This window comes from Streptomyces sp. NPDC059373, from assembly GCF_042751495.1.
Taxonomy (GTDB): domain Bacteria; phylum Actinomycetota; class Actinomycetes; order Streptomycetales; family Streptomycetaceae; genus Actinacidiphila.
Window position 1 is genome coordinate 141,127 of record NZ_JBHYXC010000011.1, and the last position, 20,383, is coordinate 161,509.

At 70.1% G+C, this 20,383-nt stretch carries 23 protein-coding genes; 14 read left to right on the forward strand and 9 right to left on the reverse strand.

The window, feature by feature from the left end:
- Window positions 1-5 precede the first annotated feature (5 nt).
- Together ACFXJ5_RS17985 and ACFXJ5_RS17990 are read right to left on the reverse strand one after the other, a co-directional pair.
- Window positions 6-1,835, reverse strand: coding sequence for an SCO2524 family protein (locus ACFXJ5_RS17985; RefSeq protein WP_384631437.1), 1,830 nt, complete (start codon window positions 1,833-1,835; stop codon window positions 6-8).
- Between the two features lie 25 nt (window positions 1,836-1,860).
- Window positions 1,861-2,610, reverse strand: a complete 750-nt coding sequence (locus tag ACFXJ5_RS17990) for an SCO2525 family SAM-dependent methyltransferase (protein WP_384631439.1) — start codon at window positions 2,608-2,610, stop codon at window positions 1,861-1,863.
- A gap of 113 nt (window positions 2,611-2,723) precedes the next feature.
- Between ACFXJ5_RS17990 and ACFXJ5_RS17995 the strand changes: the two genes are divergently transcribed.
- Window positions 2,724-3,215 carry a GNAT family N-acetyltransferase gene (locus ACFXJ5_RS17995; protein ID WP_384631441.1) on the forward strand — a complete coding sequence of 164 codons (492 nt, stop codon included), beginning with the start codon at window positions 2,724-2,726 and terminating at the stop codon, window positions 3,213-3,215.
- 98 nt (window positions 3,216-3,313) lie between these two features.
- On the forward strand, window positions 3,314-4,006 hold the full coding sequence (locus ACFXJ5_RS18000; protein ID WP_384631443.1) for a hypothetical protein: 693 nt from the start codon (window positions 3,314-3,316) through the stop codon (window positions 4,004-4,006).
- A 34-nt stretch (window positions 4,007-4,040) separates the two neighbouring features.
- Here ACFXJ5_RS18000 and ACFXJ5_RS18005 read toward each other — a convergent pair whose 3' ends face one another.
- From ACFXJ5_RS18005 to paaI, 3 genes are read right to left on the reverse strand one after another with little or no spacing between them, the layout of a single operon-like run.
- Entirely contained in the window at window positions 4,041-4,673 is a 633-nt protein-coding gene (locus tag ACFXJ5_RS18005; RefSeq protein WP_384631444.1) for a TetR/AcrR family transcriptional regulator, read from the reverse strand.
- Window positions 4,674-4,698: 25 nt separating this feature from the next.
- On the reverse strand, window positions 4,699-6,045 hold the full coding sequence (gene paaK, locus ACFXJ5_RS18010) for a phenylacetate--CoA ligase PaaK (RefSeq protein WP_384631446.1): 1,347 nt from the start codon (window positions 6,043-6,045) through the stop codon (window positions 4,699-4,701).
- The gene (gene paaI / locus ACFXJ5_RS18015) at window positions 6,042-6,485 is read right to left on the reverse strand and encodes a hydroxyphenylacetyl-CoA thioesterase PaaI (protein WP_384631447.1); all 444 of its coding nucleotides are present in this window, start codon (window positions 6,483-6,485) and stop codon (window positions 6,042-6,044) included. The genes paaK and paaI overlap by 4 nt, the downstream gene beginning before the upstream one ends.
- 96 nt (window positions 6,486-6,581) lie before the next feature.
- Between paaI and paaN the strand changes: the two genes are divergently transcribed.
- From paaN to paaE, 9 genes are all read left to right on the forward strand, one after another.
- Complete coding sequence (gene paaN / locus ACFXJ5_RS18020; protein ID WP_384631449.1) at window positions 6,582-8,291, forward strand: phenylacetic acid degradation protein PaaN; 1,710 nt, start codon at window positions 6,582-6,584, stop codon at window positions 8,289-8,291.
- Complete coding sequence (locus tag ACFXJ5_RS18025) at window positions 8,284-9,465, forward strand: thiolase family protein (protein WP_384631450.1); 1,182 nt, start codon at window positions 8,284-8,286, stop codon at window positions 9,463-9,465. Before paaN ends, ACFXJ5_RS18025 begins: the two co-directional genes overlap by 8 nt.
- A complete protein-coding gene (locus ACFXJ5_RS18030; RefSeq protein ID WP_384631452.1) occupies window positions 9,462-10,208 on the forward strand; it encodes an enoyl-CoA hydratase/isomerase family protein in 747 nt (248 codons plus the stop codon). The genes ACFXJ5_RS18025 and ACFXJ5_RS18030 overlap by 4 nt, the downstream gene beginning before the upstream one ends.
- Window positions 10,205-11,071 (forward strand): 3-hydroxyacyl-CoA dehydrogenase family protein, encoded by an 867-nt coding sequence (locus ACFXJ5_RS18035; RefSeq protein WP_384631454.1) that lies wholly within the window; start codon window positions 10,205-10,207, stop codon window positions 11,069-11,071. Before ACFXJ5_RS18030 ends, ACFXJ5_RS18035 begins: the two co-directional genes overlap by 4 nt.
- Window positions 11,072-11,153: 82 nt before the next feature.
- Window positions 11,154-12,155 (forward strand): 1,2-phenylacetyl-CoA epoxidase subunit PaaA, encoded by a 1,002-nt coding sequence (gene paaA, locus ACFXJ5_RS18040; RefSeq protein ID WP_384631456.1) that lies wholly within the window; start codon window positions 11,154-11,156, stop codon window positions 12,153-12,155.
- A complete protein-coding gene (paaB, locus tag ACFXJ5_RS18045; RefSeq protein ID WP_384631458.1) occupies window positions 12,152-12,436 on the forward strand; it encodes a 1,2-phenylacetyl-CoA epoxidase subunit PaaB in 285 nt (94 codons plus the stop codon). Before paaA ends, paaB begins: the two co-directional genes overlap by 4 nt.
- Before the next feature lie 10 nt (window positions 12,437-12,446).
- Window positions 12,447-13,283: a 1,2-phenylacetyl-CoA epoxidase subunit PaaC gene (gene paaC / locus ACFXJ5_RS18050; protein ID WP_384631460.1), complete on the forward strand. Its 837-nt coding sequence runs from the start codon at window positions 12,447-12,449 to the stop codon at window positions 13,281-13,283.
- Window positions 13,277-13,810 carry a 1,2-phenylacetyl-CoA epoxidase subunit PaaD gene (paaD, locus tag ACFXJ5_RS18055; protein WP_384631462.1) on the forward strand — a complete coding sequence of 178 codons (534 nt, stop codon included), beginning with the start codon at window positions 13,277-13,279 and terminating at the stop codon, window positions 13,808-13,810. The genes paaC and paaD overlap by 7 nt, the downstream gene beginning before the upstream one ends.
- Window positions 13,810-14,904: a 1,2-phenylacetyl-CoA epoxidase subunit PaaE gene (paaE, locus tag ACFXJ5_RS18060; protein ID WP_384631464.1), complete on the forward strand. Its 1,095-nt coding sequence runs from the start codon at window positions 13,810-13,812 to the stop codon at window positions 14,902-14,904. The genes paaD and paaE overlap by 1 nt, the downstream gene beginning before the upstream one ends.
- A 433-nt stretch (window positions 14,905-15,337) precedes the next feature.
- Here paaE and ACFXJ5_RS18065 read toward each other — a convergent pair whose 3' ends face one another.
- Together ACFXJ5_RS18065 and ACFXJ5_RS18070 are read right to left on the reverse strand one after the other, a co-directional pair.
- The gene (locus tag ACFXJ5_RS18065; protein WP_384631466.1) at window positions 15,338-15,568 is read right to left on the reverse strand and encodes a hypothetical protein; all 231 of its coding nucleotides are present in this window, start codon (window positions 15,566-15,568) and stop codon (window positions 15,338-15,340) included.
- Between the two features lie 547 nt (window positions 15,569-16,115).
- Window positions 16,116-16,469, reverse strand: coding sequence for a hypothetical protein (locus ACFXJ5_RS18070; protein WP_384631468.1), 354 nt, complete (start codon window positions 16,467-16,469; stop codon window positions 16,116-16,118).
- A gap of 117 nt (window positions 16,470-16,586) precedes the next feature.
- On the opposite strand from ACFXJ5_RS18070, the gene ACFXJ5_RS18075 reads away from it, so the two are divergent.
- Window positions 16,587-16,820 carry a hypothetical protein gene (locus ACFXJ5_RS18075; protein ID WP_384631470.1) on the forward strand — a complete coding sequence of 78 codons (234 nt, stop codon included), beginning with the start codon at window positions 16,587-16,589 and terminating at the stop codon, window positions 16,818-16,820.
- A 133-nt stretch (window positions 16,821-16,953) separates the two neighbouring features.
- On the opposite strand, the gene ACFXJ5_RS18080 is transcribed toward ACFXJ5_RS18075, so the two are convergent.
- Complete coding sequence (locus tag ACFXJ5_RS18080) at window positions 16,954-17,445, reverse strand: hypothetical protein (protein WP_384631472.1); 492 nt, start codon at window positions 17,443-17,445, stop codon at window positions 16,954-16,956.
- A 298-nt stretch (window positions 17,446-17,743) separates the two neighbouring features.
- On the opposite strand from ACFXJ5_RS18080, the gene ACFXJ5_RS18085 reads away from it, so the two are divergent.
- Together ACFXJ5_RS18085 and ACFXJ5_RS18090 are read left to right on the forward strand one after the other, a co-directional pair.
- Window positions 17,744-18,013 (forward strand): type II toxin-antitoxin system Phd/YefM family antitoxin, encoded by a 270-nt coding sequence (locus tag ACFXJ5_RS18085; protein WP_384631474.1) that lies wholly within the window; start codon window positions 17,744-17,746, stop codon window positions 18,011-18,013.
- Window positions 18,003-18,461 carry a type II toxin-antitoxin system VapC family toxin gene (locus tag ACFXJ5_RS18090; protein ID WP_384631475.1) on the forward strand — a complete coding sequence of 153 codons (459 nt, stop codon included), beginning with the start codon at window positions 18,003-18,005 and terminating at the stop codon, window positions 18,459-18,461. Before ACFXJ5_RS18085 ends, ACFXJ5_RS18090 begins: the two co-directional genes overlap by 11 nt.
- A 515-nt stretch (window positions 18,462-18,976) precedes the next feature.
- Here the strand turns inward: ACFXJ5_RS18090 and ACFXJ5_RS18095 are convergent.
- The gene (locus ACFXJ5_RS18095; protein ID WP_384631477.1) at window positions 18,977-20,308 is read right to left on the reverse strand and encodes a class I SAM-dependent RNA methyltransferase; all 1,332 of its coding nucleotides are present in this window, start codon (window positions 20,306-20,308) and stop codon (window positions 18,977-18,979) included.
- Window positions 20,309-20,383 lie beyond the last annotated feature (75 nt).

The following is a 20,383-nucleotide window of genomic DNA, read 5'->3' on the forward strand; positions in this document are numbered from 1 at the left end:
CGGCGTCAGCCTCCGCCTGCGGCCCTGGACCTGGCGTGCGCCAGCTCGTCGAGTTCCCGCAGCGCCTGCTGGGCGCGGACGCAGGCGACACCGGGCAGGAGTTCGACGACGTCCCGGGCCCGTCGCAGGCTGATCTCGATCTGTCCGAGCAGGCCGTCGGTCGAGGACCCGCTGACCGGCCGGAGCATCATCTCCTGCGCCAGCAGGTGTTCGGCCTCCCGGAGCAGTTCGGTCGCGGTCTCGAAGAGCAACCGGCTACGGGCGGGTGGTGCGCTGACCGTCGTCGCCGCGACGACCAGCACCTCCACGACCCGTTCGGTCAGGTACCAGGACGGAGCCGTCGGGCTCTTCGTCGTGTGCGGGGCGTAGACCAGGCCGGGTGCGTCCCAGAGTCCCGCTGCGGGTCCCCGGGTCATCCTCCGCTGCCACAGGTGCTCCATCAACTCGTCCGCCGCCGACAGCAGCCGGTCCCGCTGATGCAGGTCCTGGGCCAGACCGGCGACCTGAAACATGCGCTTGAGCAGCATCGGCGCGTAGTCCGAGGCGAGCCAGCCTGTCGGTGAGCCGTAGCGCTCGCTGCCGGGCAGCGGCACCAGTACTCCGGGGTCGTGCAGGTCCCAGACCCTGCTGCCGGCCACCGGTCTGCGCGTGATGCCGCCGCGGGCGGCCAGCTCCTCCAGTACGTCGACCAGCGGCGTCAGGTCGTCGCCGAGCACCATGTCGCCCATGCCCCGGTAGCGCATGAGGCTGTGCACGACCACGGAGGCCACCTGCAGCGTCGTGTAGTCGTTCTCCTCGCCGCCGACCGTGCGCCACGGTACGTCCTCCAGGGGCCACTTCCCGGAGCCGTACCGGGCCAGCGCCGTCCAGTAGTTCTGCGTCAGCCGCCAGCACGTCCCGAGGTCGGCGGCGTCCCGCTGCTGGTCGGCGGCCACCAGGCCGCGGCTCAGCGTCTGGTCCGACAGGAGGTCGACGATGCCGTCCATCGCCACGGCGGTGAAGTACAGGGAAGGGCTGGAGTCGGCCACGGGCGGCTGGTCGTCGTGGGCACCGGTGCCCACCGGCCCCCAGGACCAGCCGCACTGGAACAGGCGCGACTCGTCATCCAGCAGGGAGTCGAGATGTTCGGGCAGCCGGGGAAACCCGCGCAGGCCGGCCCGGGTCGGCTGGAGGTCGCGCCTCAGCCGTTCGAAGAGCATGGTGCGCGGCTGACGCCTCTGGTTGATGGTGTGGTAGAGCATGTCGCCCTGCGGGGAGTCCTCGGGGAAGACGTCCACCGTGAAGCTGTCCAGCAGCCCGCGCATCGCGTGGGTCAGCCGGCGGGACAGCGCGCCTTCCAGCTCCCGCAGCATGGTGGAGAGTTCCGGGCCCCGGACCTGCTCCGCGAATTCCTTGACGAATGCCAACGCGGAAAGGGAAAGAGTGATCGAGATCGAGAACGCCTCGACTGTTTCCAGCCCGGTCTGCTCCTTGGTCGGCGCAGTCTCCGGCGACAGCGACCGGACGTAGCCTCCGGCCGGAAAGATCGGCCGGCCGTCGGCCGCGGAGTACCTGGCCAGGTAGCTGGTGAGGATTTCGGTCATGGCCCTGGGTGCCCCCGTCCAGTCGCCCAGCGCCGAGAGCGCCTCGTGAACGTCCGGCTCTGTGGCGTCCGGTCGCGAGATGCCGAGACCGGGAATCTTGAAGGCCGGGTAGAGCAGGCAGACGAGCTGCTCGGCGTCGCTTATCGAATTTCCGCCGTCCCGGCCGGTGTTGGTCCAGTCCCCTCCCACCAGGGAACAGCGCAAAATCGACCGCCACACATCGAGCAACCTGCGCCGAGGCTGAGTAATCACGCCGAACCGGCCCCCCCAACCGTTTCTACTTCACGAAGCCGTGCACCAGGATCATTCCGGTGTAGCCATCCCTGAGCGGTTCCGAACCGACATCGAAGGAATGAAACTCCAAGTCTTTTCCGAGCCCCTTCAGCGCTTTACGTATTTCCCTGACTCCTACGGCGAATCCGGGAAAGTGCTGGCCGCCGACATCGTATCCGGACGAGTTCTCCATGAATGTGACAGCGAAGGGGGCGCCCGGCCTGAGCAGACCGCAGAAATTCTTCAGGACGGCGTTGAACTCGTCGCGGATGGTGGTCATCGACTCCGCGACGAAGAACATCGTGCCGACGTCCCACTTCTCCTCGGTGGCCAGGTGGAGGATGTCCCACTCCCGCACCTCGGTGCGGCTGCACAGCCGCTCCCATGGGTCGGCCACCTTCCGGTACGTCTCCTGCTCGGTGAGCACGTCCCAGAACTTGTCCCAGACCCCTCGGAACCCGACCCCGCCCGCCGGGTCCGCGTCGAGCTGGCCGCTGAGCCACTTCCTGTTGGTCGGGGCGTACTCCAGCAGGCTGATCCCGGCGCAGAAGGGAAGCATGGCGAGAGCGGGGTAGAGGTTGGTTCCGGTGCCGACGTCCACGCCCCGCGTCCGCGACGGGAAGGAGTGCCCGGAGAAGAAGTCGCGAACGATCTGCAGAATCCGCCGGTCGACATCGAGGAAGGGGACGTAGTTCTGCTCCAGGTACTCCTCCGAGTCGAACAGTTCCCAGCGGTACGCAGCGTTCTCTGCCATGCGTCTCCCCGGAGAAATCCCAAGCCTGGAAGACAGAGAGTACTATCAACTCCCTTACTGCGGTGCTATTTTACGTGCACCAGTACCAAACCTGCGCATGAAGGATCACGCCTTTGCCCCCAAGCGTGTCGGCCAGCGGGCAAGATCGATTCCGCACTCCCGAAGAAAAAGATCTTCCGCAGCTCTACCGACTCGATCACGAGTCCTTCGGCGAGATCGAAGGGTATCCCTACTTCTTCCTGCGGCAGTTGTTCGACGCCCATCGCCGCGACTTCCTGCTCCTGGAGCGCTCCGGAGTGCTGTGCGGCTATGCGCTGCCCGTCCTCAGCGCGCAGGAGGACACGGGTTTGCTGCTCGCGCTCGCCGTCCTGCCGGCGTTTCAGGGACAGGGGTGCGGACGGGCCCTGTTGCATGCCGCCGTTCTCCACATCCGGAACTCCGGGGCCCGGCGGATGAATCTCGTGGTACGCCCCGACAACCACGCCGCCCGCCATCTCTACACCTCCTACGGATTCACCGGTGACGAACTCCAGCCCGGGTACTACGGAGAGGGACGCGACCGCATTCTCATGAGCCTCGCACTGTCCGCACCGTCCAAGGACTGAATCACCGGCCACAGGGGGAGGCGGAAATTACCACCGGAAGCAGAAGTCCCGGCACCGGAAGTGGTATGCGGTCATGGCTTATTCTGGCGCTGGGTGTCGTGACGACCGGTTTCGGAGTGGCTTTCGCGGCGGCAGCGGCCGGGAACGACGGGAAGATCTCACTGCCCAATCAAGAGGTGTCCGGGGTGCTCACCGCCATCGGCGGCGGGATCGTCGGCGCGGTGATCAGCATCATGGTCGCCAGGGCGTCGGACCGGGAGGCCCTCGCCCACATCACCAGCGTGCTGGACGATTCGCTCACCAGCGAACTGCGCTCGGACAACACGCGCCTGGCGTCGGCGCGGCAGCTGTGGCACCACTACTTCGTCACCACCCTGCGCGGACAGAACGTCTGGCGGTACGAGAAGTACCCGTTCCATCTGAGTGCGCACGTCAGATCCCTGGCGGTGGAAATCGACGTCCCGGCGGACGGCGGTCTCACCCACAGGTACTCGGTGGAGGCGTTTGTGCGCCATGAGGCGCTGACCGTCGTCAGCCGCAAGGTGGCCGACGAAGCCAACGTGTTCGTGGAGGTGTACCCCCAGTTCGACGGCGAGTTCTCCGAGTACTACGGGGCGGGCTTCGTCCGCACCTGGGACCGTACGAACATCGTCACCAAGGTCATACTGAGCCGCTTTCCGCTCGTCACCAGCGCCCAGGGCACCGTGGCCGACGCGGACTTCGCGGAACTCGACCGGATCTGGGAGTCCGGCTTCAAACGTGTCAACGAGGTGCTGCCCGACTGCACGTGACGACCGTTGCCGCCACGTCCAGCACCATGCCGGGTCAGCGCGCCGGCCGCCCGTACAGGCCGTCGAAGAGGATGGCCGTCAGGGTGTCCGCCAGCGTCGCCACGGGCAGGCCGCGGTCGGGGCGGTACCACTCCACGAGAGAGTTGACGGTCCCGAACAGCAGTCGGCTGGCGAGGTGCGGGTCGATGTCGTGGCGTATGCCGCCTTCGGCTGCCGCTCGGGCCATCTGCTCGGCGACACGGTGGTCGAACTCACGGCGCCGTGCGAGCGCCCGCTGTTCGACGTCGCTGTTGCCGCGCAGGCGCAGGCGCAGGCGCAGCAGCAAGGTGACGTACGGCAGTTCGGCGGCGAGGACCTCGACGCTGCGGTGCACGATGTGCTTCATCCGGGCGGTAGCCGTGGTGGCCGGGTCCTGGTCCTCGTCGAGTACCGCGAAGAGCGCGTCCAGGGCGCGACCGACCGCGAGTTCGAGGAGTTCCTCCTTGCCGGAGACATGGTGGTAGATGCTCGACTTGCTCAGGCCCAGCCGCCTGGCCAGCTCCTCCATGCCGGTGCCGTCGTAGCCGCGCTCGTTGAAGACCACGACGGCGACTTCCAGCAGCGAGTCGCGGTCGTAGCTGGGGCGTCCGGGTCGGCCGGCCGGGCTCTGCACAGGTGTCCTGGTCACTCAGCCATGGTGGCAAGGACGGCGATCACTGCTGCCGCAGATCCTCGACCCGGCGGATCTTGCCGACCGAGCGCTCCAGGGTGCCGGGGTCGACGATCGTCACTTCGACGGTCACGCCCACCCCGTCCTTGACTCCCTTGGCGACAGCCGCGGTGGCGGCCTCGCGCTGCTCGGGGCCGGCGCCGGGGCGGGCCTCGGCGCGGACGGTCATGTGGTCCATGCGGCCGCGCCGGCTCAACTGGATCTGGAAGTGCGGAGCGACTGCGGGGGTACGCAGCAGAATCTCCTCGATCTGGCTGGGGAAGACGTTCACCCCGCGCAGGATGATCATGTCGTCGCAGCGGCCGGTGATCTTCTCCATGCGCCGGAAGGCCGGGCGGGCGGTGCCGGGCAGCAGCCGGGTCAGATCGCGGGTGCGGTAGCGGATGATCGGCAGCGCCTCCTTGGTGAGGGAGGTGAAGAGCAGTTCACCGCTCTCGCCTTCGGCCATCACCTGGTCCGTGATCGGGTCCACGACCTCGGGGTAGAAGTGGTCCTCCCAGACGTGCAGACCGTCCTTGGTCTCCACGCACTCCTGGGCCACGCCGGGGCCGATCACCTCCGACAGGCCGTAGATGTCGACGGCGTGGATGTCCAGGCGCTCCTCGATCTCGCGGCGCATCTCCTCCGTCCACGGTTCGGCGCCGAAGATGCCCACCTGGAGGGAGGTGGTACGCGGGTCGATGCCCTGCCGCTCGAACTCGTCGAGGAGGGTGAGCATGTAGGACGGGGTGACCATGATGATCTCGGGCCGGAAGTCCTGGATGATCTGCACCTGCCGGGCCGTCATGCCGCCGGAGGCGGGAATGACGGTGCAACCCGCGCGCTCGGCCCCGTAGTGCGCGCCCAGGCCGCCGGTGAACAGCCCGTATCCGTAGGAGATATGTATCTTGTGGCCGGGCCGGCCACCTGCGGCGCGGATGGAGCGGGCGACCACGTCGGCCCACATCGACAGGTCGTTCTCGGTGTAGCCGACGACGGTGGGGCGGCCGGTGGTGCCGCTGGAGGCGTGGATCCGGCGGACGTCGGCCATGGGGACGGCGAACATACCGAAGGGGTAGGTCTCCCGGAGATCGGCCTTGGTGGTGAAGGGGAAGCGGGCCAGGTCCTCCAGGGCGCGGCAGTCGTCGGGCTTGACCCCGGCCTCGTCGAACTTCTTGCGGTACAGCTCGACATGGTCGTAGGCGTGCCGCAAGGTGCTCTGGAGCAACCCGAGCTGATGAACTCTCAGCTCCTCGCGCGTCATCCGCTCACCGTCGTCCAGCAGCTCATCGGGGAGCGGCTCCCCCAGGCGGGCTCCTGGGACCGCAGGGGCCGTCAGTTCGCTGCTCATGGAGCCTCCTTCGTCTTCGTGCTTCTGATACTGCGGCTGCGCCCGCGGAACTCCGCGATCACCTCGTCGCCGCGCAGGATGCTCACGTCATAGATGCCGCTGCGGCCGAAGCGGGCGCGCTCCCGCGCGGTCGCCACCAGTACGTCGCCCTCGTGCGCCGGAGTGACGAAGTCGATGTCGGCTCCGGCCGCGACGGTCACCGGACCGTGGCTGTTGCAGGCGCAGGCGAAGGCGGTGTCGGCGAACAGGAACAGATAGCCGCCGTGAGCGATCCCGTGCCCGTTGACCATCGCGGGGGTCACGGTCATCCGGAGCACGGCGGTCCCTTCGCCGTGCTCCAGCAGCTCGATGCCGAGACTCCTCGACGCCTCGTCCGCGGCGAACATCGTCTCCGTCGGGCCGGAAATCGGACCGGGAGCCGTGTCAGTGGCCTGCGTCATGATTTCTACCACCTTGTGTACCGACCGAACATTCGGTTAGCTTGCGGCACGGCCAAGTAATCCAGCATCACCACTGCCTGTCAAGAGGTGGAACGTATGCCCCAGAACAGCCCCGAGCGACCCGACTTCTTCGCCCGTCACCGCGCGCTGCTGGAACAGGCGGTCGCCGCGACTGCGGCCCGGGACCACTGGACGCCGTATCCGGAATCGCCCAGCACGTCGGTGTACGGCGAGCAGGCGCCGAAAGCCGGGGAAGCCGCCTTCCGGGACCAGGTCGGCGGGCATTTCGAACTGGCGGGTCACCCCGGCGAGGGGCATGTGTCGGCCTCCGAGACCTCTCCGTACGGCCTCGCCCTCGGCATCACCTACCCCCGCGTCACGCCGGACGAGGCGGTGGCCGCCGCCACGGCAGCCACCGGCCCCTGGCGCGACGCCGGCCCCGACGCCCGCGCCGGAATCGCCGCCGAGATCCTGGCCCGGTTGAACGCCGCGAGCTTCGAGATCGCGCACGCCGTGCAGCACACCACCGGCCAGGCCTTCGTCATGGCGTTCCAGGCGGGCGGCCCGCACGCCCAGGACCGCGGCCTGGAAGCGGTCGCGTACGCCTGGGCGGAGCAGAAGCGGCACCCGGGCGCGGCCCGCTGGAGCAAGCCGCAGCGCAAGGGCGGCCCGCTGGTGCTGGACAAGAAGTTCACCCCCGTCGGACGCGGTGTGGCGCTGCTGATCGCCTGCAACACCTTCCCGACCTGGAACAGCTACCCGGGCCTGTTCGCCAGCCTGGTCACCGGCAACCCGGTCGTGGTCAAGCCGCACCCGGGCGCCGTCCTGCCGCTCGCCATCACCGTGCGGATCGCCCGCGAGGTGCTGGCCAAGGCGGGCTTCGACCCGGATGTGGTGATCCTCGCCGCCGAGGAGCCCGGGGACCGGAGCGGCGGTGTCCTCGCGCTGCACCCCGAGGTCCGGATCATCGACTTCACCGGCTCGACGGAGTTCGGCGACTGGCTGGAGACCAGCGCCCGGCAGGCCGTCGTGTACACGGAGAAGGCCGGCCTCAACACCGTCGTCCTGGACTCCACCGACGACTACCGCGGCCTGCTGGGCAACCTGGCCTTCTCACTGGCCCTCTACAGCGGCCAGATGTGCACCACCCCGCAGAACCTCCTCATCCCGCGCGACGGCATCGCCACCGACCAGGGCGTACGTAGCGCTGACGAGTTCGCCGCCGACCTCGGCGCCGCACTGGACAAGCTGCTCGGCGACCCGGCCCGCGCCGCTGGCACCCTCGGCGCGATCGTCAACGACGGCGTACGCGAGCGCCTGGAGCAGGCCTCCGCGCTCGGCCGTACGGTGCGTCCGTCGGCAGTCGTCGAGCACCCCGAGCACCCGAAGGCGTCCATCCGTACGCCGCTGGTGGCCCGGCTGGACGCCGAGGCCGACCGGGAGACGTACACCCGTGAGTGGTTCGGGCCGGTCTCGTTCGTCATCGGCACCGACTCCGAGCACAGCCTGCGGATCTTCCGCGAGACGGTACGCGCGCACGGCGCCCTGACGGCCGCCGTCCACTCCACCAGCGAAGAGGTGCTGGACGCCACCGAATTGGCGGCCCTGGACGTGGGGGTGCATCTGTCGGAGAACCTCACCGGCGGCGTCTTCGTCAACCAGTCGGCCGCCTTCAGCGACTTCCACGGCAGCGCAGCCAACCCGGCCGCCAGCGCCACCCTTTCCGACCCCGCGTTCGTCACCGGCCGCTTCGCGACGCTGCAGTCGCGCCGGCCCGTCGTGGTCAAGGAGGGCACCGATGCCTGACGCGGTCTATCTGATCGACGGCGCCCGCACTCCGCAGGGCCGCTACGGCGGCGCCCTGGCCTCCGTGCGCCCCGACGACCTCGCGGCCCTGGTGGTCGGCGAGGCGGTCCGCCGGGCCGGGATTCCCGGTGAGGCGGTGGACGAGGTGATCCTCGGCGCCGCCAACCAGGCCGGGGAGGACAACCGGGATGTGGCCCGGATGGCCGTGCTGCTGGCCGGGCTGCCGCACACCGTGCCCGGCTACACCGTCAACCGGCTCTGCGCCTCGGGACTGACCGCCGTGGCGTCGGCCGCCCAGTCGATACGTGCCGGAGAGGCCGACCTCGTCGTCGCGGGTGGCGTCGAGTCGATGACCCGCGCCCCGTGGGTGATGGCCAAGCCCGGCACTCCCTGGGCCAAGCCGGGCGAGGTGCACGACACCTCGCTGGGCTGGCGCTTCACCAATCCGCGCTTCGCCGCCAAGGACACCCTGTCGATGGGCGAGACGGCCGAGGAGGTCGCCGCGCTCGACGGCATCACCCGCGCCGAGTCCGACGCCTTCGCGCTGCGCAGCCACCAGCGGGCCGTCGCCGCCCAGCAGGCGGGCCGCTTCGACAAGGAGATCGTGCCGGTACCCGTCCGCGACGGCGAGGTGACCCGCGACGAGGGCCCGCGCCCCGGCACCACGCCGGAGAAGCTCGGCTCCCTGCGCACCATCTTCCGCAGCGACGGCATCGTCACCGCCGGCTCCGCCTCGCCGCTGTCCGACGGCGCCGCCGCCCTGGTGGTGGCGAGCGCGGCGGCCGTCGAGCGGTACGGGCTCACCCCCAGGGCCCGGATCGTCACCTCGGCCTCGGCCGGGGTGCAGCCCCACCTCATGGGCCTCGGCCCGGTACCCGCCACCGAGAAGGCCCTAGCCCGCGCCGGATGGCAGACCGGCGACCTGGACGCGGTCGAGCTGAACGAAGCCTTCGCCGCCCAGGCGCTCGCGGTCATCCGCCGCCTCAAGCTCGACGAGAAGAAGGTCAACGCCGACGGCGGCGCCATCGCACTGGGGCACCCGCTGGGCTGCTCCGGCGCCCGCATCCTGCTCACCCTGCTCGGCCGGCTGGAGCGCGAGGACGCCCGCCGGGGCCTGGCCACGCTGTGCGTGGGCGTCGGCCAGGGCGTCGCGATGCTCGTGGAACGCATATGAGCACGGCCTACGAGACGCTCCTGGTCGAGGAGCGCGACGACCGGGTCGTCGTCACCCTGCACCGCCCCGAGGCCCGCAACGCCATCAGCGGACTGATGATCCGCGAACTGCACGCCGTCTGCGACCTGCTGGAGCAGGACCCGAAGCTGCTGCTGCTCACCGGCCACGGCGGCGTGTTCGCGGGCGGCGCCGACATCGCGGAGCTGCTGCGGCGCGGGCGGGACGAGGCCCTGCAAGGCATCAACAGCCGACTGTTCGAGCGCGTGCGCAGGCTGCCGATGCCCACCGTCGCCGCCGTGGACGGCTGGGCGCTCGGCGGCGGTGCGGAGCTGTCGTACGCCTGCGACATCCGCATCGCCGGACCGGACGCCGTCTTCGGCAACCCGGAGCCGGGGCTCGGCATCCTCGCCGCGGCCGGTGCCTGCTGGCGGCTGCCCGAACTGGTCGGCGAGTCGGTCGCCAAGCAGGTGCTGCTCGCCGGACGGAACCTCGACGCACCATCGGCACTGGCCACGGGGCTGGTCATCGACGTCGTACCGGCGGACAAGCTACTGGACGAGGCGCACGCACTGCTCGACCGCATGGCCCGGTCATCGGCCACCGCCCTGCGTCTGACCAAGCTGGTGGTCGACTCCCCGGGGGCCCACCCGGTGGCCGACGACCTCGCGCAGGCCGTGCTCTTCGAGGGCCAGGACAAGAAGGACCGGATGACACGCTTCTTGGCGAAGAGGAGCCGGGCATGACCACCACACCCCCGTCCGCACCCGCCGTCGTGGGCGTCATCGGCGGCGGCCGCATGGGCGCCGGCATCGCGCAGTCCTTCGCGGCCGCCGGATCATCCGTGACCCTCGTGGAGAGCGGCGAGCAAGCGGCGGCCGCCGCACTGGACCGTGTCGCCACCGGTCTCAAGCGGGCCGCCGAGCGGGGCAAACTCACCGAGCCCGCCGAGCAGGTGCTCGCCCGGGTCGCCCTGGCGGACTCGGTGGCGGGGCTGCCCGCTTCGGCCGACCTGGTCATCGAGGCCGTCCCCGAGGACGCCGCACTCAAGGCCCGCCTCCTCGCCGCGGCCGAGCAGTCGGTGAGTACGACGACCGTGCTGGCCACCAACACCAGCTCCCTGTCGGTCACCGAACTCGCTTCCGCGCTCACCCGGCCCGGCCGCTTCCTGGGCATGCACTTCTTCAACCCGGTGCCCGCCTCCGAACTGGTCGAGATCGTCGTCGCGCCGGACACCGAGGCCGAAGTCGTCCGGGACGTCCTGGACTGGACCCACGCCCTCGGCAAGAAGGACGTCGTCGTCAAGGACTCCCCCGGCTTCGCCAGCAGCCGGCTCGGAGTGGCACTCGGCCTGGAGGCGATCCGCATGGTCGAGGAGGGCGTCGCCGAGCCGGAGGCGATCGACGACGCCATGAGCCTCGGCTACAAGCACCCCATGGGACCGCTGCGCCTGACCGACCTGGTCGGACTCGACGTGCGCCTGGCCATCGCCGAATACCTGCACGCCACTCTCGGTGAGCGTTTCGCACCGCCCCGGCTGCTGCGCGACAAGGTCGCCCGCGGTGAGCTGGGCCGCAAGACGGGACAGGGGTTCTACACGTGGCCGTGAGCAGCGGAAGGGCTTGCCCAGCCGGGGAAAATCCAGCAGACTAAGAACCGAACGAACGGTCGGTAGGGGAGTTGGTATATCAATGACCACCGCAGACACAGAAGCGTCAGCCGCCGGCTGCGACGGACCACGGCTTGAGGAACACTTCAACGCCACGATCGGCAAGGACCAGCGGATCGAGCCGCGTGACTGGATGCCCGACGGCTACCGCAGGACCCTGATCCGGCAGATCGCGCAGCACGCCCACTCGGAGATCATCGGGATGCAGCCGGAGGGTGACTGGATCACCCGCGCGCCCTCCCTGCGCCGCAAGGCGATCCTCTTCGCGAAGGTTCAGGACGAGGCAGGGCACGGGCTGTATCTGTACTCGGCCGCCGAGACCCTGGGCGCGGACCGTGCGGAGCTGACCGAGCAGCTGATCAGCGGCCGGCAGAAGTACTCGTCGATCTTCAATTACCCGACGCCGACGTTCGCCGACGTCGGCGTGATCGGCTGGTTCGTGGACGGTGCGGCGATCTGCAACCAGGTGCCGTTGTGCCGCTGCTCGTACGGGCCGTACGCGCGGGCGATGGTGCGGGTGTGCAAGGAGGAGTCCTTCCACCAGCGGCAGGGGTACGAGCTGCTGCTGACGATGATGCGCGGCACGCCCGCCCAGCGGGCGATGGTCCAGGACGCCGTCGACCGGTGGTGGTGGCCGTCGCTGATGATGTTCGGCCCGCCCGACGACGACTCCCCCAACTCCGCGCAGTCGATGGCCTGGAAGATCAAACGGCACAGCAACGACGAGCTGCGCCAGCGCTTCGTCGACATGACGATCCCTCAGGCCGAGAAGCTCGGCGTCACCCTGCCCGACCCCGAGCTGCGTTGGAACGCCGAGCGCGGCCACCACGACTTCGGCACCCCCGACTGGTCCGAGCTGCAGCGCGTGATCAGCGGCGACGGGCCGTGCAACGCCGAGCGGATCGCCCGGCGCCGGGCCGCCCACGAGGAGGGCGCCTGGGTACGGGAGGCGGCGACCGCCCACGCGGCCAAGCAGGCCGTCCGCGCACAGACAGCACAGGCACGGGAAGGAGCGGCGGCATGACGCAGGAGTGGCCTTTGTACGAGGTGTTCGTACGCGGCAAGCGCGGCCTGAACCACGTCCACGTCGGCTCGCTGCATGCCGCCGACGACCGCATGGCCCTCACCCACGCCCGCGACCTGTACACCCGGCGCAACGAGGGCGTGTCCATCTGGGTGGTGCGCTCGGAGCACATCGCCGCCTCGACGCGCGACGAGAAGGACCCGTTCTTCGCCCCCAGCGCCGACAAGGTCTACCGGCACCCCACCTTCTACGACATCCCCGACGACGTCCCGCACATATAAGGAGCAGGGCATGAGTGACGACCACGTCTACCTGTCCCTGGCCGAGGGACACGACGACACCGGCGCCCACTGGGCGTTCGGCACCGGCTTCGAGGATCCGCTGCACGGCGTCGACCAGGCCGTGCCGGACGGGATCGATGGCCGGGAGCTGGCCGCGTACTGCCTGGCGCTCGGTGACGACGCGCTCGTCAGCGCGCAGCGGCTGGCCCAGTGGTGCACGGCCGCCCCAGAGCTGGAGGAGGAGGTGGCGCTGGCCAACATCGGGCTCGATCTGCTCGGCCAGGCCCGCCTGCTGTACGCGCGGGCCGGGCAGGTGGACGGCACCGGGCGCGGCGAGGACGCGTACGCCTACTTCCGCGACGCGGACGACTTCCGCAATGTACAGCTGGCCGAACTGCCCAACGGCGACTTCGCGTTGTCCATCACGCGGCTGCTGGTGCTGTCCTGCTGGCGGCTGGCGCTCTTCGAGCGACTCGCCTCCACCACGCCGGACCCGGTGCTGGCCGCCGTCGCCGCCAAGGGTGTCAAGGAGCTGACGTATCACCGCCAGTACGCCGCCGACTGGGCGGTGCGGCTGGGCGACGGCACCGAGGAGTCACACCGCCGGATGCACGACGCCCTGGCCGACCTCGCGCCGTACGTGGACGAGCTCTTCGCCGGGTCGGCCGATGTGCGGGACGAAGTGCTGGCGGTGCTCCACCAGGTCACCGACGCTGCCGGGCTCGTCCTGCCCGAGGCGGCGCCGGTGCCCGGGCACGGCCGCGACGGCGACCACACCGAACACCTGGCCCCGCTGCTGGCCGAGCTCCAGAGCGTCGCCCGCGCCGATCCGGAGGCGACATGGTGACCGTCACGCTTACCGACGAACGGCGGGCCCGGCACATCGCCGAGCAGGTGCCCGACCCCGAGATGCCCATGCTCACCCTCGCCGACCTCGGCGTACTGCGCGATGTCGAGCTCGGCGCGGACGGCACCGTCGTCGCGAGCCTGACGCCCACCTACTCCGGCTGCCCCGCCATGGCCGAGATGCGCGCCGAGGTCGCCGCGCGGCTGCGGGACGCCGGGTTCGCCCGGGTGGAGATCCGGACCGTGCTCGACCCTCCGTGGACCACCGACTGGATCACCCCCGCCGGCCGCCGCAAGCTCACCGAGCACGGCATCGCCCCGCCCGGCGCCGCGCCCCGGCACGCTTCGGGGCCCGTGCCGCTGGAGCTGTCCTCCACCCGGCTGTCCGCCACCCGCCGTTCGGTGGCCTGCCCCCGCTGCGGGTCGGCGGGCACCGAGGAGACCTCGCGCTTCGCCGCCACCTCCTGCAAAGCCCTGTGGCGCTGCCGCGCCTGCCGCGAGCCGTTCGAGTACGTCAAGGAGATCTGATGACCGCCCCGGCACCCACCCGTCAGGCACGCCGCCGCCCGGCCTTCCACGCGCTGCGGGTCGCCGCGGTCCAGTCGTTGTGCGAGGACGCCGCCGCCATCAGCTTCGACATACCCGATCACCTCACCGAGGAGTTCGCGTACCGGCCCGGCCAGTCGCTCACCCTGCGCCGCGAGGTCGGGGGACGCGACGAGCGGCGCTCGTACTCCATCTGCTCCCCCGTGGGGTCGCGGCCCCGCATCGGCGTACGGGTCGTCCCCGGCGGGCTGTTCTCCTCCTGGCTGGTGCACGACGTGCGCCCCGGGGACACCGTCGAGGTGATGGCACCGACCGGTGCCTTCACACCCGACCTGTCGCAGCCCGGCCATCACGTCCTGATCGCCGCGGGCTCCGGGATCACCCCGATGCTGTCCATCGCGGAATCCGTCCTCGCCGCCGACGACCGCTCGCGCGTCACCCTCTTCTACGGCAACCGTCGCACCGACACCGTGATGTTCGCCGACGAACTCGCCGACCTCAAGGACCTCTACCCGACGCGCTTCCAGCTCGGCCACGTCCTCTCCCGTGAGCCCCGCGAGGCCGAGGTGCTGTCCGGCCGCCTCGACGCCACCCGGCTCGCCGCGCTCATCGACGCCCTCGTCGACGTGGACGCCGCCGGCCACTGGTGGCTGTGCGGCCCGCACGGCATGGTCCGCGACGCCCAACAGGTCCTCGCCACACTCGGCGTCCCTGCCGAACGCGTCCACCAGGAGCTGTTCTTCGCCGACGACGGCCCCGTACGACCCGTCCGTCAAATCGACACCGCCTACGACGGCCCCGTCAGCCAGGTCACCATCACCCTCGACGGCCGTTCCACCACGTCCGCCCTGCCCCGCGACCTCGCCGTCCTCGACGGTGCCCAGAAGACCCGCCCCGACCTGCCCTTCGCCTGCAAGGGCGGCGTCTGCGGCACCTGCCGCGCCCTGGTCACCGAGGGCACGGCGGACATGCGCCGCAACTACGCACTGGAGCCCGCCGAGGTCGACGCCGGTTACGTCCTCACCTGTCAGACCTTCCCGGCCTCCGAGACGCTGACCGTCGACTACGACAGCTGAGCAGTCAGGCGCCCTTTGCCGCAGGCTCCAGCACCGCAACGCACTCCACGTGGTGCGTCATCGGGAAGTGGTGCGCCCTGTGGTCGCACGGAGAAGCAGCAGGTCATAGCCGCTTCCCCGATCTGGCGATCATCGTCGCTGACCCGTGAGTGTCAAAAGAGCGTCACGGTGGCCAGTTCTCAAGCGGCCTCGCGAGCGCGTCCACGGTCACCCCGACAGGTGGCTCAAGTGCGCCGTTCCGGGATTCCGGGACAGCGCGGCCTTGGGGCGGCAAGGCGAAGCCGTGCCGGCCCACGACGACCTTCTCGTCCGCAAATCTTCGGGCAGGTCACCGCGTCCGGGTATCGCTGACACCGCTGGTGGACCCGCATTCCCATCAGAGCCTGTTGGGCATCCTGTTCTGGTCAAGGCCCGCCATGCTCGCCATCAGGACTCATTCACGCGGACGGAACAAGTCGGACAACAGCTCGTCCAACACCGCCTCCTCCTCGACGCGCACGCTGAGCATCGGCTCGGAACCCTTGTTCAGCGGCCGGGGTTCGTACAGGTGGAGCTTGAGGCTTCCATGCGCCCCCATGCCGTTGTCCTGGCTGCAGTCCTCGACGCACCAGGACGGGCAGGGAGGCGTCTCCTGGTCCGTACTCGTCTCCGTCTTCTCCGTCATGGCGCCTCCTATCGCCGGGCCGCCCGCCGAACCGTTGGACGATCAGTGCGCCCACCAGCCCGAGTCCACGCCCGGTGACAGGACGCCGCTCACGGCCGACGAACAACATCCCCTGGCCGTACGGCTCCACAGAGCCATGGACCATCGCGGTGGCCAGCGCGGCGCCGAACCCCCAGAGATCAGCCCGCAGATCGGTCGGCAGGTCGGCCCTGACAAAGATTGCCGGCCGCAGCTCTCCGTCCTTGTAACCCGCCACCGCCACCGCGCCGAGGACGTCGGGCACACGAGCGTCGCAGGGCAGGATGTCCTCTGCCTCGCCGCCCATGCCGTCAGTGACCATCGCGCGGATGGCAAGGATGACTTCCACATCGGACCGGCAGCCGTGCAGCGGCGGCGCCCATCGCTCGCCCCGGTAGTGATCGAGAAAGCCCATCAGGCGACTGTCCGTGTCCATGCGCAGGACCGCGGCGGCCATACGCAGATCCACCAGGGCCGGCAGCGCACACATTCGCAGACCGTCCGTCGCATCGTCGCCTTGACAGTCATGTCAGGCCGCCTCAGCCAGGTCTGTCAGATCCGCGAGGTCTACCAGATCCCCGATCGAGGGCAGATGAGGGCGGCCCGGTCCGGGCTCGGCCCCCGGGACCAGGAGATAGCGGGCAAGCCGCTCCTCGGCGACGGCGCGCCGCACGCGGCATGCGGTGTACCCGATGCCGAGCCGACGGGCGGCGTCGGCCAGCCCCTCGTCCTCCATACGCGGCCACCCGATCAGCTCCGCCTCGTCAGCGGTGACCGCACCCGCCCTCACCGCCCGCTCCAGCACGAAGTCCGGGTGGCCGGTGGCGAACGCCGAACCCCGGGCATGCAGCTCCCACTGCTCGATCAGCGGCGTGGTCCGCATCCCGCCCGTATACGCCGCCCTCGCACGCAAGCCGTTGCCGTACCCGGCCCACCACAGACGCGACGCAACCGCACCCGCATCGATGTCATGGCCGGCAGCTTCGTCAGAAAGCCCTCGATGACCTCGGCCTCCATGTCGGGGTACGGCACCCTGCCCGTACGAACCACCCGGGCGGCAGCCCGTCGCAGGCCCGGCGCCATCATCCAGACCGCCGCCAGCGGCCAGTCCCCGCCCTCGCCCTGCACCCGGAACACCAGCTCCATCCAGCCCTCCTCCCTGACCGCGTACGGTGTTCCCCGCTGCAGGATCTCGGCTCGGAGTTCCCTCAGCGACGCCTGCTTCCCGGAGTGATCACCAAATCGGACGCCGATCCCCTCGACATCGAGCGCGAACGGCCCCGACCGGGCCTCCATCTCCCTGAAAACCGCTTCGACCGAATCCAGCGGAGTCCGCTCACCTGCCCATGGCATGGGTCTACCGCCCCTCACTCCGCAAGCAGGCCGGCGTCGGTGAACACCCCGCCGGTACGCCCGGAGGGGAGGCACCGCACGACCGCCCCCGGCTCAGCCGCCCTCTCGGTCAGGTGTTCAAGGACCCGCCGCTCCGCCCGGCCACGGCGTTTCGCGCACGCCTCATAACTGATCCCGAGCCGCCGTGCCGCCACAGCCAGCGGCTCACCCTCCAGCCGCGTCCGGCCGATCAGATCCCCCTCCGCCGCGCTGATGATCCCCTCCCGGCACAACCGGGCCAGCGCCAGATCCGGGTGCCCGGACGCCTCCGCCGACGTGTGAGCCCTCTCCCCGACATCCGGCGCGAGCTGCCGTACGGCGAGCGCGCTCCGCTTGCGGGCACTGTGCGCGCCCCGGAATGCCGCCCACCACAGTCGCTGCGCCAGCCCGCCCACAGCGGGATCGGCTCTGCTCAGTTCCGCCAGGAGCCCTACCACCGCCTCGGAGTCCAGGTCCTCGCGGTCCATCCATGATCCCTACCCCTGCCGCTGGCTGATTCCCCGCAATCCCGGCAGCATCACTCCGATCGCCGCCACCAACCACGTCTCCCGGTCGGTCTCCTGGCGCACCCGTCCGGCCAGAGCCCTCCATGCCGCGTCCAGGACCTCCGGCTGGGGCGGGACAGCAGGAGTGACCGCACATCGTTCAGCGTGACCGGCCCGGGCGGAAGGCCCCTGACCGGCTCCCCGAGCAGTGTGCCTGCCCACGCCCCATGCGGTGCTACCCAGTAGCACCGCATGGCGCTGTTGGCGTACCGTTGCCGCTATGACAGCGCAACCCGAGATCACCCAGCGCGACCTGCGCAACAGGTCGAAAGAGATCATGGACGCCGTCCAGAACGGACAGGCGTTCACGGTCACCCGCGACGGGCATCGGATCGGCGAGCTGATCCCACTGCGGCGACGCAGGCGGTTCGTGCCACGGGGAGAGTTCGCGGCAATGTCGCGGAGCGCTCCGGACATCTCCATCGGCGCCTTCCGCGCCGATCAGGACTCCACGGCCGATCAGGGGATGAGTGACCCCTATGACCGTTGACCACCAGCAGGGGCTGCTCGACACCAACATCATGATCCTGCGCAAGTGGGTGGACCCTGACGAACTCCCTGCCGAAATGGCGATCAGCGCTGTCACCCTGGGCGAACTGTCCGCAGGACCCCACGAGGTACGCAGGAACGACGAGCAGGACGACTACGACGAGTACGCCGAGCGCGCGCGGCGGCTGGACGTCCTCCAACGCGCTGAGAATGAATTCGACCCCATCCCGTTCGACGCGGAAGCGGCCCGTATCTACGGCAGAGTCTGCGCAGCCGTGATCGGCGCCGGACGCAAGCCCCGGCGCCGAGTGGCCGACCTGATGATCGCGGCAATCGCAATCGCGGAGGAACTGCCGCTCTTCACCACCAACCCTGACGACTTCAAAGGCCTGGAAGACCTCCTCACCGTCGTGCCGGTAACCGGGCCGAAGACGCACCACGACCGCTGACGCGACAGACGCCGCGTCAGGGCCCACCCGGCAGAACACCACGGCCGTTGTTGGCGCCAAGCGCCGGCAGAAGGCGCGGGCGTCGGCGGCTGAGCCGAAGCGGCCGGGGAAGACCGGGCAAGGCTGCGCAGGTCTCGAAGTTCGCCCGCGAGTATGGACGTCTTGGCGCCCTCGGTAGTCTCGCGGGCACCATCTGCCAGTGCACGGCCTCGTGGGAGCAGATGTCGAAGGTCGCGAACAGGTCGTAGTACGCGCCGCAGTCCGGCCTCTTGAGCCTGATTGCGTCCCATGTCCACACCTGACTCGGGCCCCTGACGACCAGAAACATCCTGATGAACCATCAGACCGAGCGTCACGCGAGCGTCAGGAGGCCCAAACAACACCGGCAACACTCGTCACACCAGACGAAGACAGCAGGTCAGCCCGCCTATCCGTAGGCTGGACGAAGACCGACACTTCCACCTGCTCGAAGACCGAAAACACGTGGGGCCCCGTCCGCCTCAAGAAACCGCCGGTCAGGCTCCCTTGGCCACCGGCTCAAGCACCGCCACGCACTCCACGTGGTGCGTCATCGGGAAGAGGTCGAAGGCGCGCAGTCGCAGGGGGCGGTAGCCGGCGGCGGCGAAGTAGGCGAGGTCGCGGGCGAGGGCGGCGGGGTCGCAGGCGACGTAGGCGATGCGGCGGGGGCCGAGGGAGGCGAGGTGCTGGACGGTGGATTTGCCGGCGCCGGTGCGCGGGGGGTCGAGGACGATGAGGTCGGCCTCGGTGATGCCGGTGCGGGGGAGGACGGATTCGACCTTGCCGTGCTCGATGCGGACGCGGTCGTGGCCGCCGAGGTTGTGCCGGGCGTCCTCGACCGCGCGCTTGCCGGACTCGATGCCGAGGACGGCGCCGGTGTCGCCGACGCGTTCGGCCAGGGCGCCGGCGAAGAGGCCGACGCCGCAGTAGAGGTCGAGGGCGGTCTCGCCCTTGCGGGGCATGAGGCCCTGCATGACGGCCTCGACGAGGAGGTCGGGGGCCTGGGGGTGGACCTGCCAGAAGCCGCCGGAGCCGACGCGCCAGGTGTGGTCGACGGCGCGTTCGCGGACGAAGCCGCGGCCGTGGACGCGGTGCACGCCGCCCTGCTCGTCGACGCGGAGTACGGACACCGGCCGGTCGAGCTCGACGATGGGCAGCCGGCCACCGGGGCGAGGGGTGAGGATGACCTGGCGGTCGGAGGAGCCGGTGGCCGAGATGGCCTCGACGGTGGCGATGCCGGGCCACTCGCGTGACTCGACGCCGAGTTCCGAGACGCCCGGCGCCGCGATGAGGCAGTGGTCGATGCGCTCGACCTCGTGGGAGCGGTGGCGGCGCAGTCCGGCGTGTCCCTCGGGGTCGACCGCGTACTGGACGCGTGTGCGCCAGGCCGGGACCTCGCCCTTGGCGACCTTGTCGCCCGGCGCGGGCTCGACGGTGCCGTCCCAGCCGGCGTCCTCGGGGGTGAGCCCGGCCAGCCGCTGGAGCTGCTCGGTGATGACGGCGACCTTGAGCCGCCGCTGGGCGCCGGGCGCGGCGTGCTGCCAGTCGCAGCCGCCGCACTTGCCGGGGCCGGAAAAGGGGCACGGCGCGGGGACCCGGTCCGGGGAGGCCTCAAGGATCTCCACCGCGTCGGCACGCAGGAAGTTGGAGTCGGGGCCACCCTCGGTGACCTCGGCGATCACCCGCTCGCCGGGCAGCGCGTGCCGTACGAAGAGCACCTGACCCTCATGCCGCGCGATGCAGTGACCGCCGTGCGCCACCGGGCCGACCTCGACCTCGTAGCGCTCGCCGACGAGTACGCCGGCCTGGTCCTTCGTACGGTGCTGCATGAGGGAAGGGGCTCCAAGCATGGGGGTGAGCGGCGGGACGACAGCGCACCAGTCTACGTCCCGCCGTGGCACCCC

What these genes read in the sequence shown, in the direction of transcription:
- ACFXJ5_RS17990 (WP_384631439.1), bottom strand. Translation starts at nt 2,610, where the DNA reads ATGGCAGAGAACGCTGCGTACCGCTGGGAACTGTTCGACTCGGAGGAG.
- paaK (WP_384631446.1), bottom strand. Translation starts at nt 6,045, where the DNA reads ATGAGCAGCGAACTGACGGCCCCTGCGGTCCCAGGAGCCCGCCTGGGG.
- paaI (WP_384631447.1), bottom strand. Translation starts at nt 6,485, where the DNA reads ATGACGCAGGCCACTGACACGGCTCCCGGTCCGATTTCCGGCCCGACG.
- paaN (WP_384631449.1), top strand. Translation starts at nt 6,582, where the DNA reads ATGCCCCAGAACAGCCCCGAGCGACCCGACTTCTTCGCCCGTCACCGC.
- ACFXJ5_RS18025 (WP_384631450.1), top strand. Translation starts at nt 8,284, where the DNA reads ATGCCTGACGCGGTCTATCTGATCGACGGCGCCCGCACTCCGCAGGGC.
- ACFXJ5_RS18030 (WP_384631452.1), top strand. Translation starts at nt 9,462, where the DNA reads ATGAGCACGGCCTACGAGACGCTCCTGGTCGAGGAGCGCGACGACCGG.
- ACFXJ5_RS18035 (WP_384631454.1), top strand. Translation starts at nt 10,205, where the DNA reads ATGACCACCACACCCCCGTCCGCACCCGCCGTCGTGGGCGTCATCGGC.
- paaA (WP_384631456.1), top strand. Translation starts at nt 11,154, where the DNA reads ATGACCACCGCAGACACAGAAGCGTCAGCCGCCGGCTGCGACGGACCA.
- paaB (WP_384631458.1), top strand. Translation starts at nt 12,152, where the DNA reads ATGACGCAGGAGTGGCCTTTGTACGAGGTGTTCGTACGCGGCAAGCGC.
- paaC (WP_384631460.1), top strand. Translation starts at nt 12,447, where the DNA reads ATGAGTGACGACCACGTCTACCTGTCCCTGGCCGAGGGACACGACGAC.
- paaD (WP_384631462.1), top strand. Translation starts at nt 13,277, where the DNA reads ATGGTGACCGTCACGCTTACCGACGAACGGCGGGCCCGGCACATCGCC.
- paaE (WP_384631464.1), top strand. Translation starts at nt 13,810, where the DNA reads ATGACCGCCCCGGCACCCACCCGTCAGGCACGCCGCCGCCCGGCCTTC.
- ACFXJ5_RS18065 (WP_384631466.1), bottom strand. Translation starts at nt 15,568, where the DNA reads ATGACGGAGAAGACGGAGACGAGTACGGACCAGGAGACGCCTCCCTGC.
- ACFXJ5_RS18070 (WP_384631468.1), bottom strand. Translation starts at nt 16,469, where the DNA reads ATGCGGACCACGCCGCTGATCGAGCAGTGGGAGCTGCATGCCCGGGGT.
- ACFXJ5_RS18075 (WP_384631470.1), top strand. Translation starts at nt 16,587, where the DNA reads ATGACCTCGGCCTCCATGTCGGGGTACGGCACCCTGCCCGTACGAACC.
- ACFXJ5_RS18080 (WP_384631472.1), bottom strand. Translation starts at nt 17,445, where the DNA reads ATGGACCGCGAGGACCTGGACTCCGAGGCGGTGGTAGGGCTCCTGGCG.
- ACFXJ5_RS18085 (WP_384631474.1), top strand. Translation starts at nt 17,744, where the DNA reads ATGACAGCGCAACCCGAGATCACCCAGCGCGACCTGCGCAACAGGTCG.
- ACFXJ5_RS18090 (WP_384631475.1), top strand. Translation starts at nt 18,003, where the DNA reads ATGACCGTTGACCACCAGCAGGGGCTGCTCGACACCAACATCATGATC.
- ACFXJ5_RS18095 (WP_384631477.1), bottom strand. Translation starts at nt 20,308, where the DNA reads ATGCAGCACCGTACGAAGGACCAGGCCGGCGTACTCGTCGGCGAGCGC.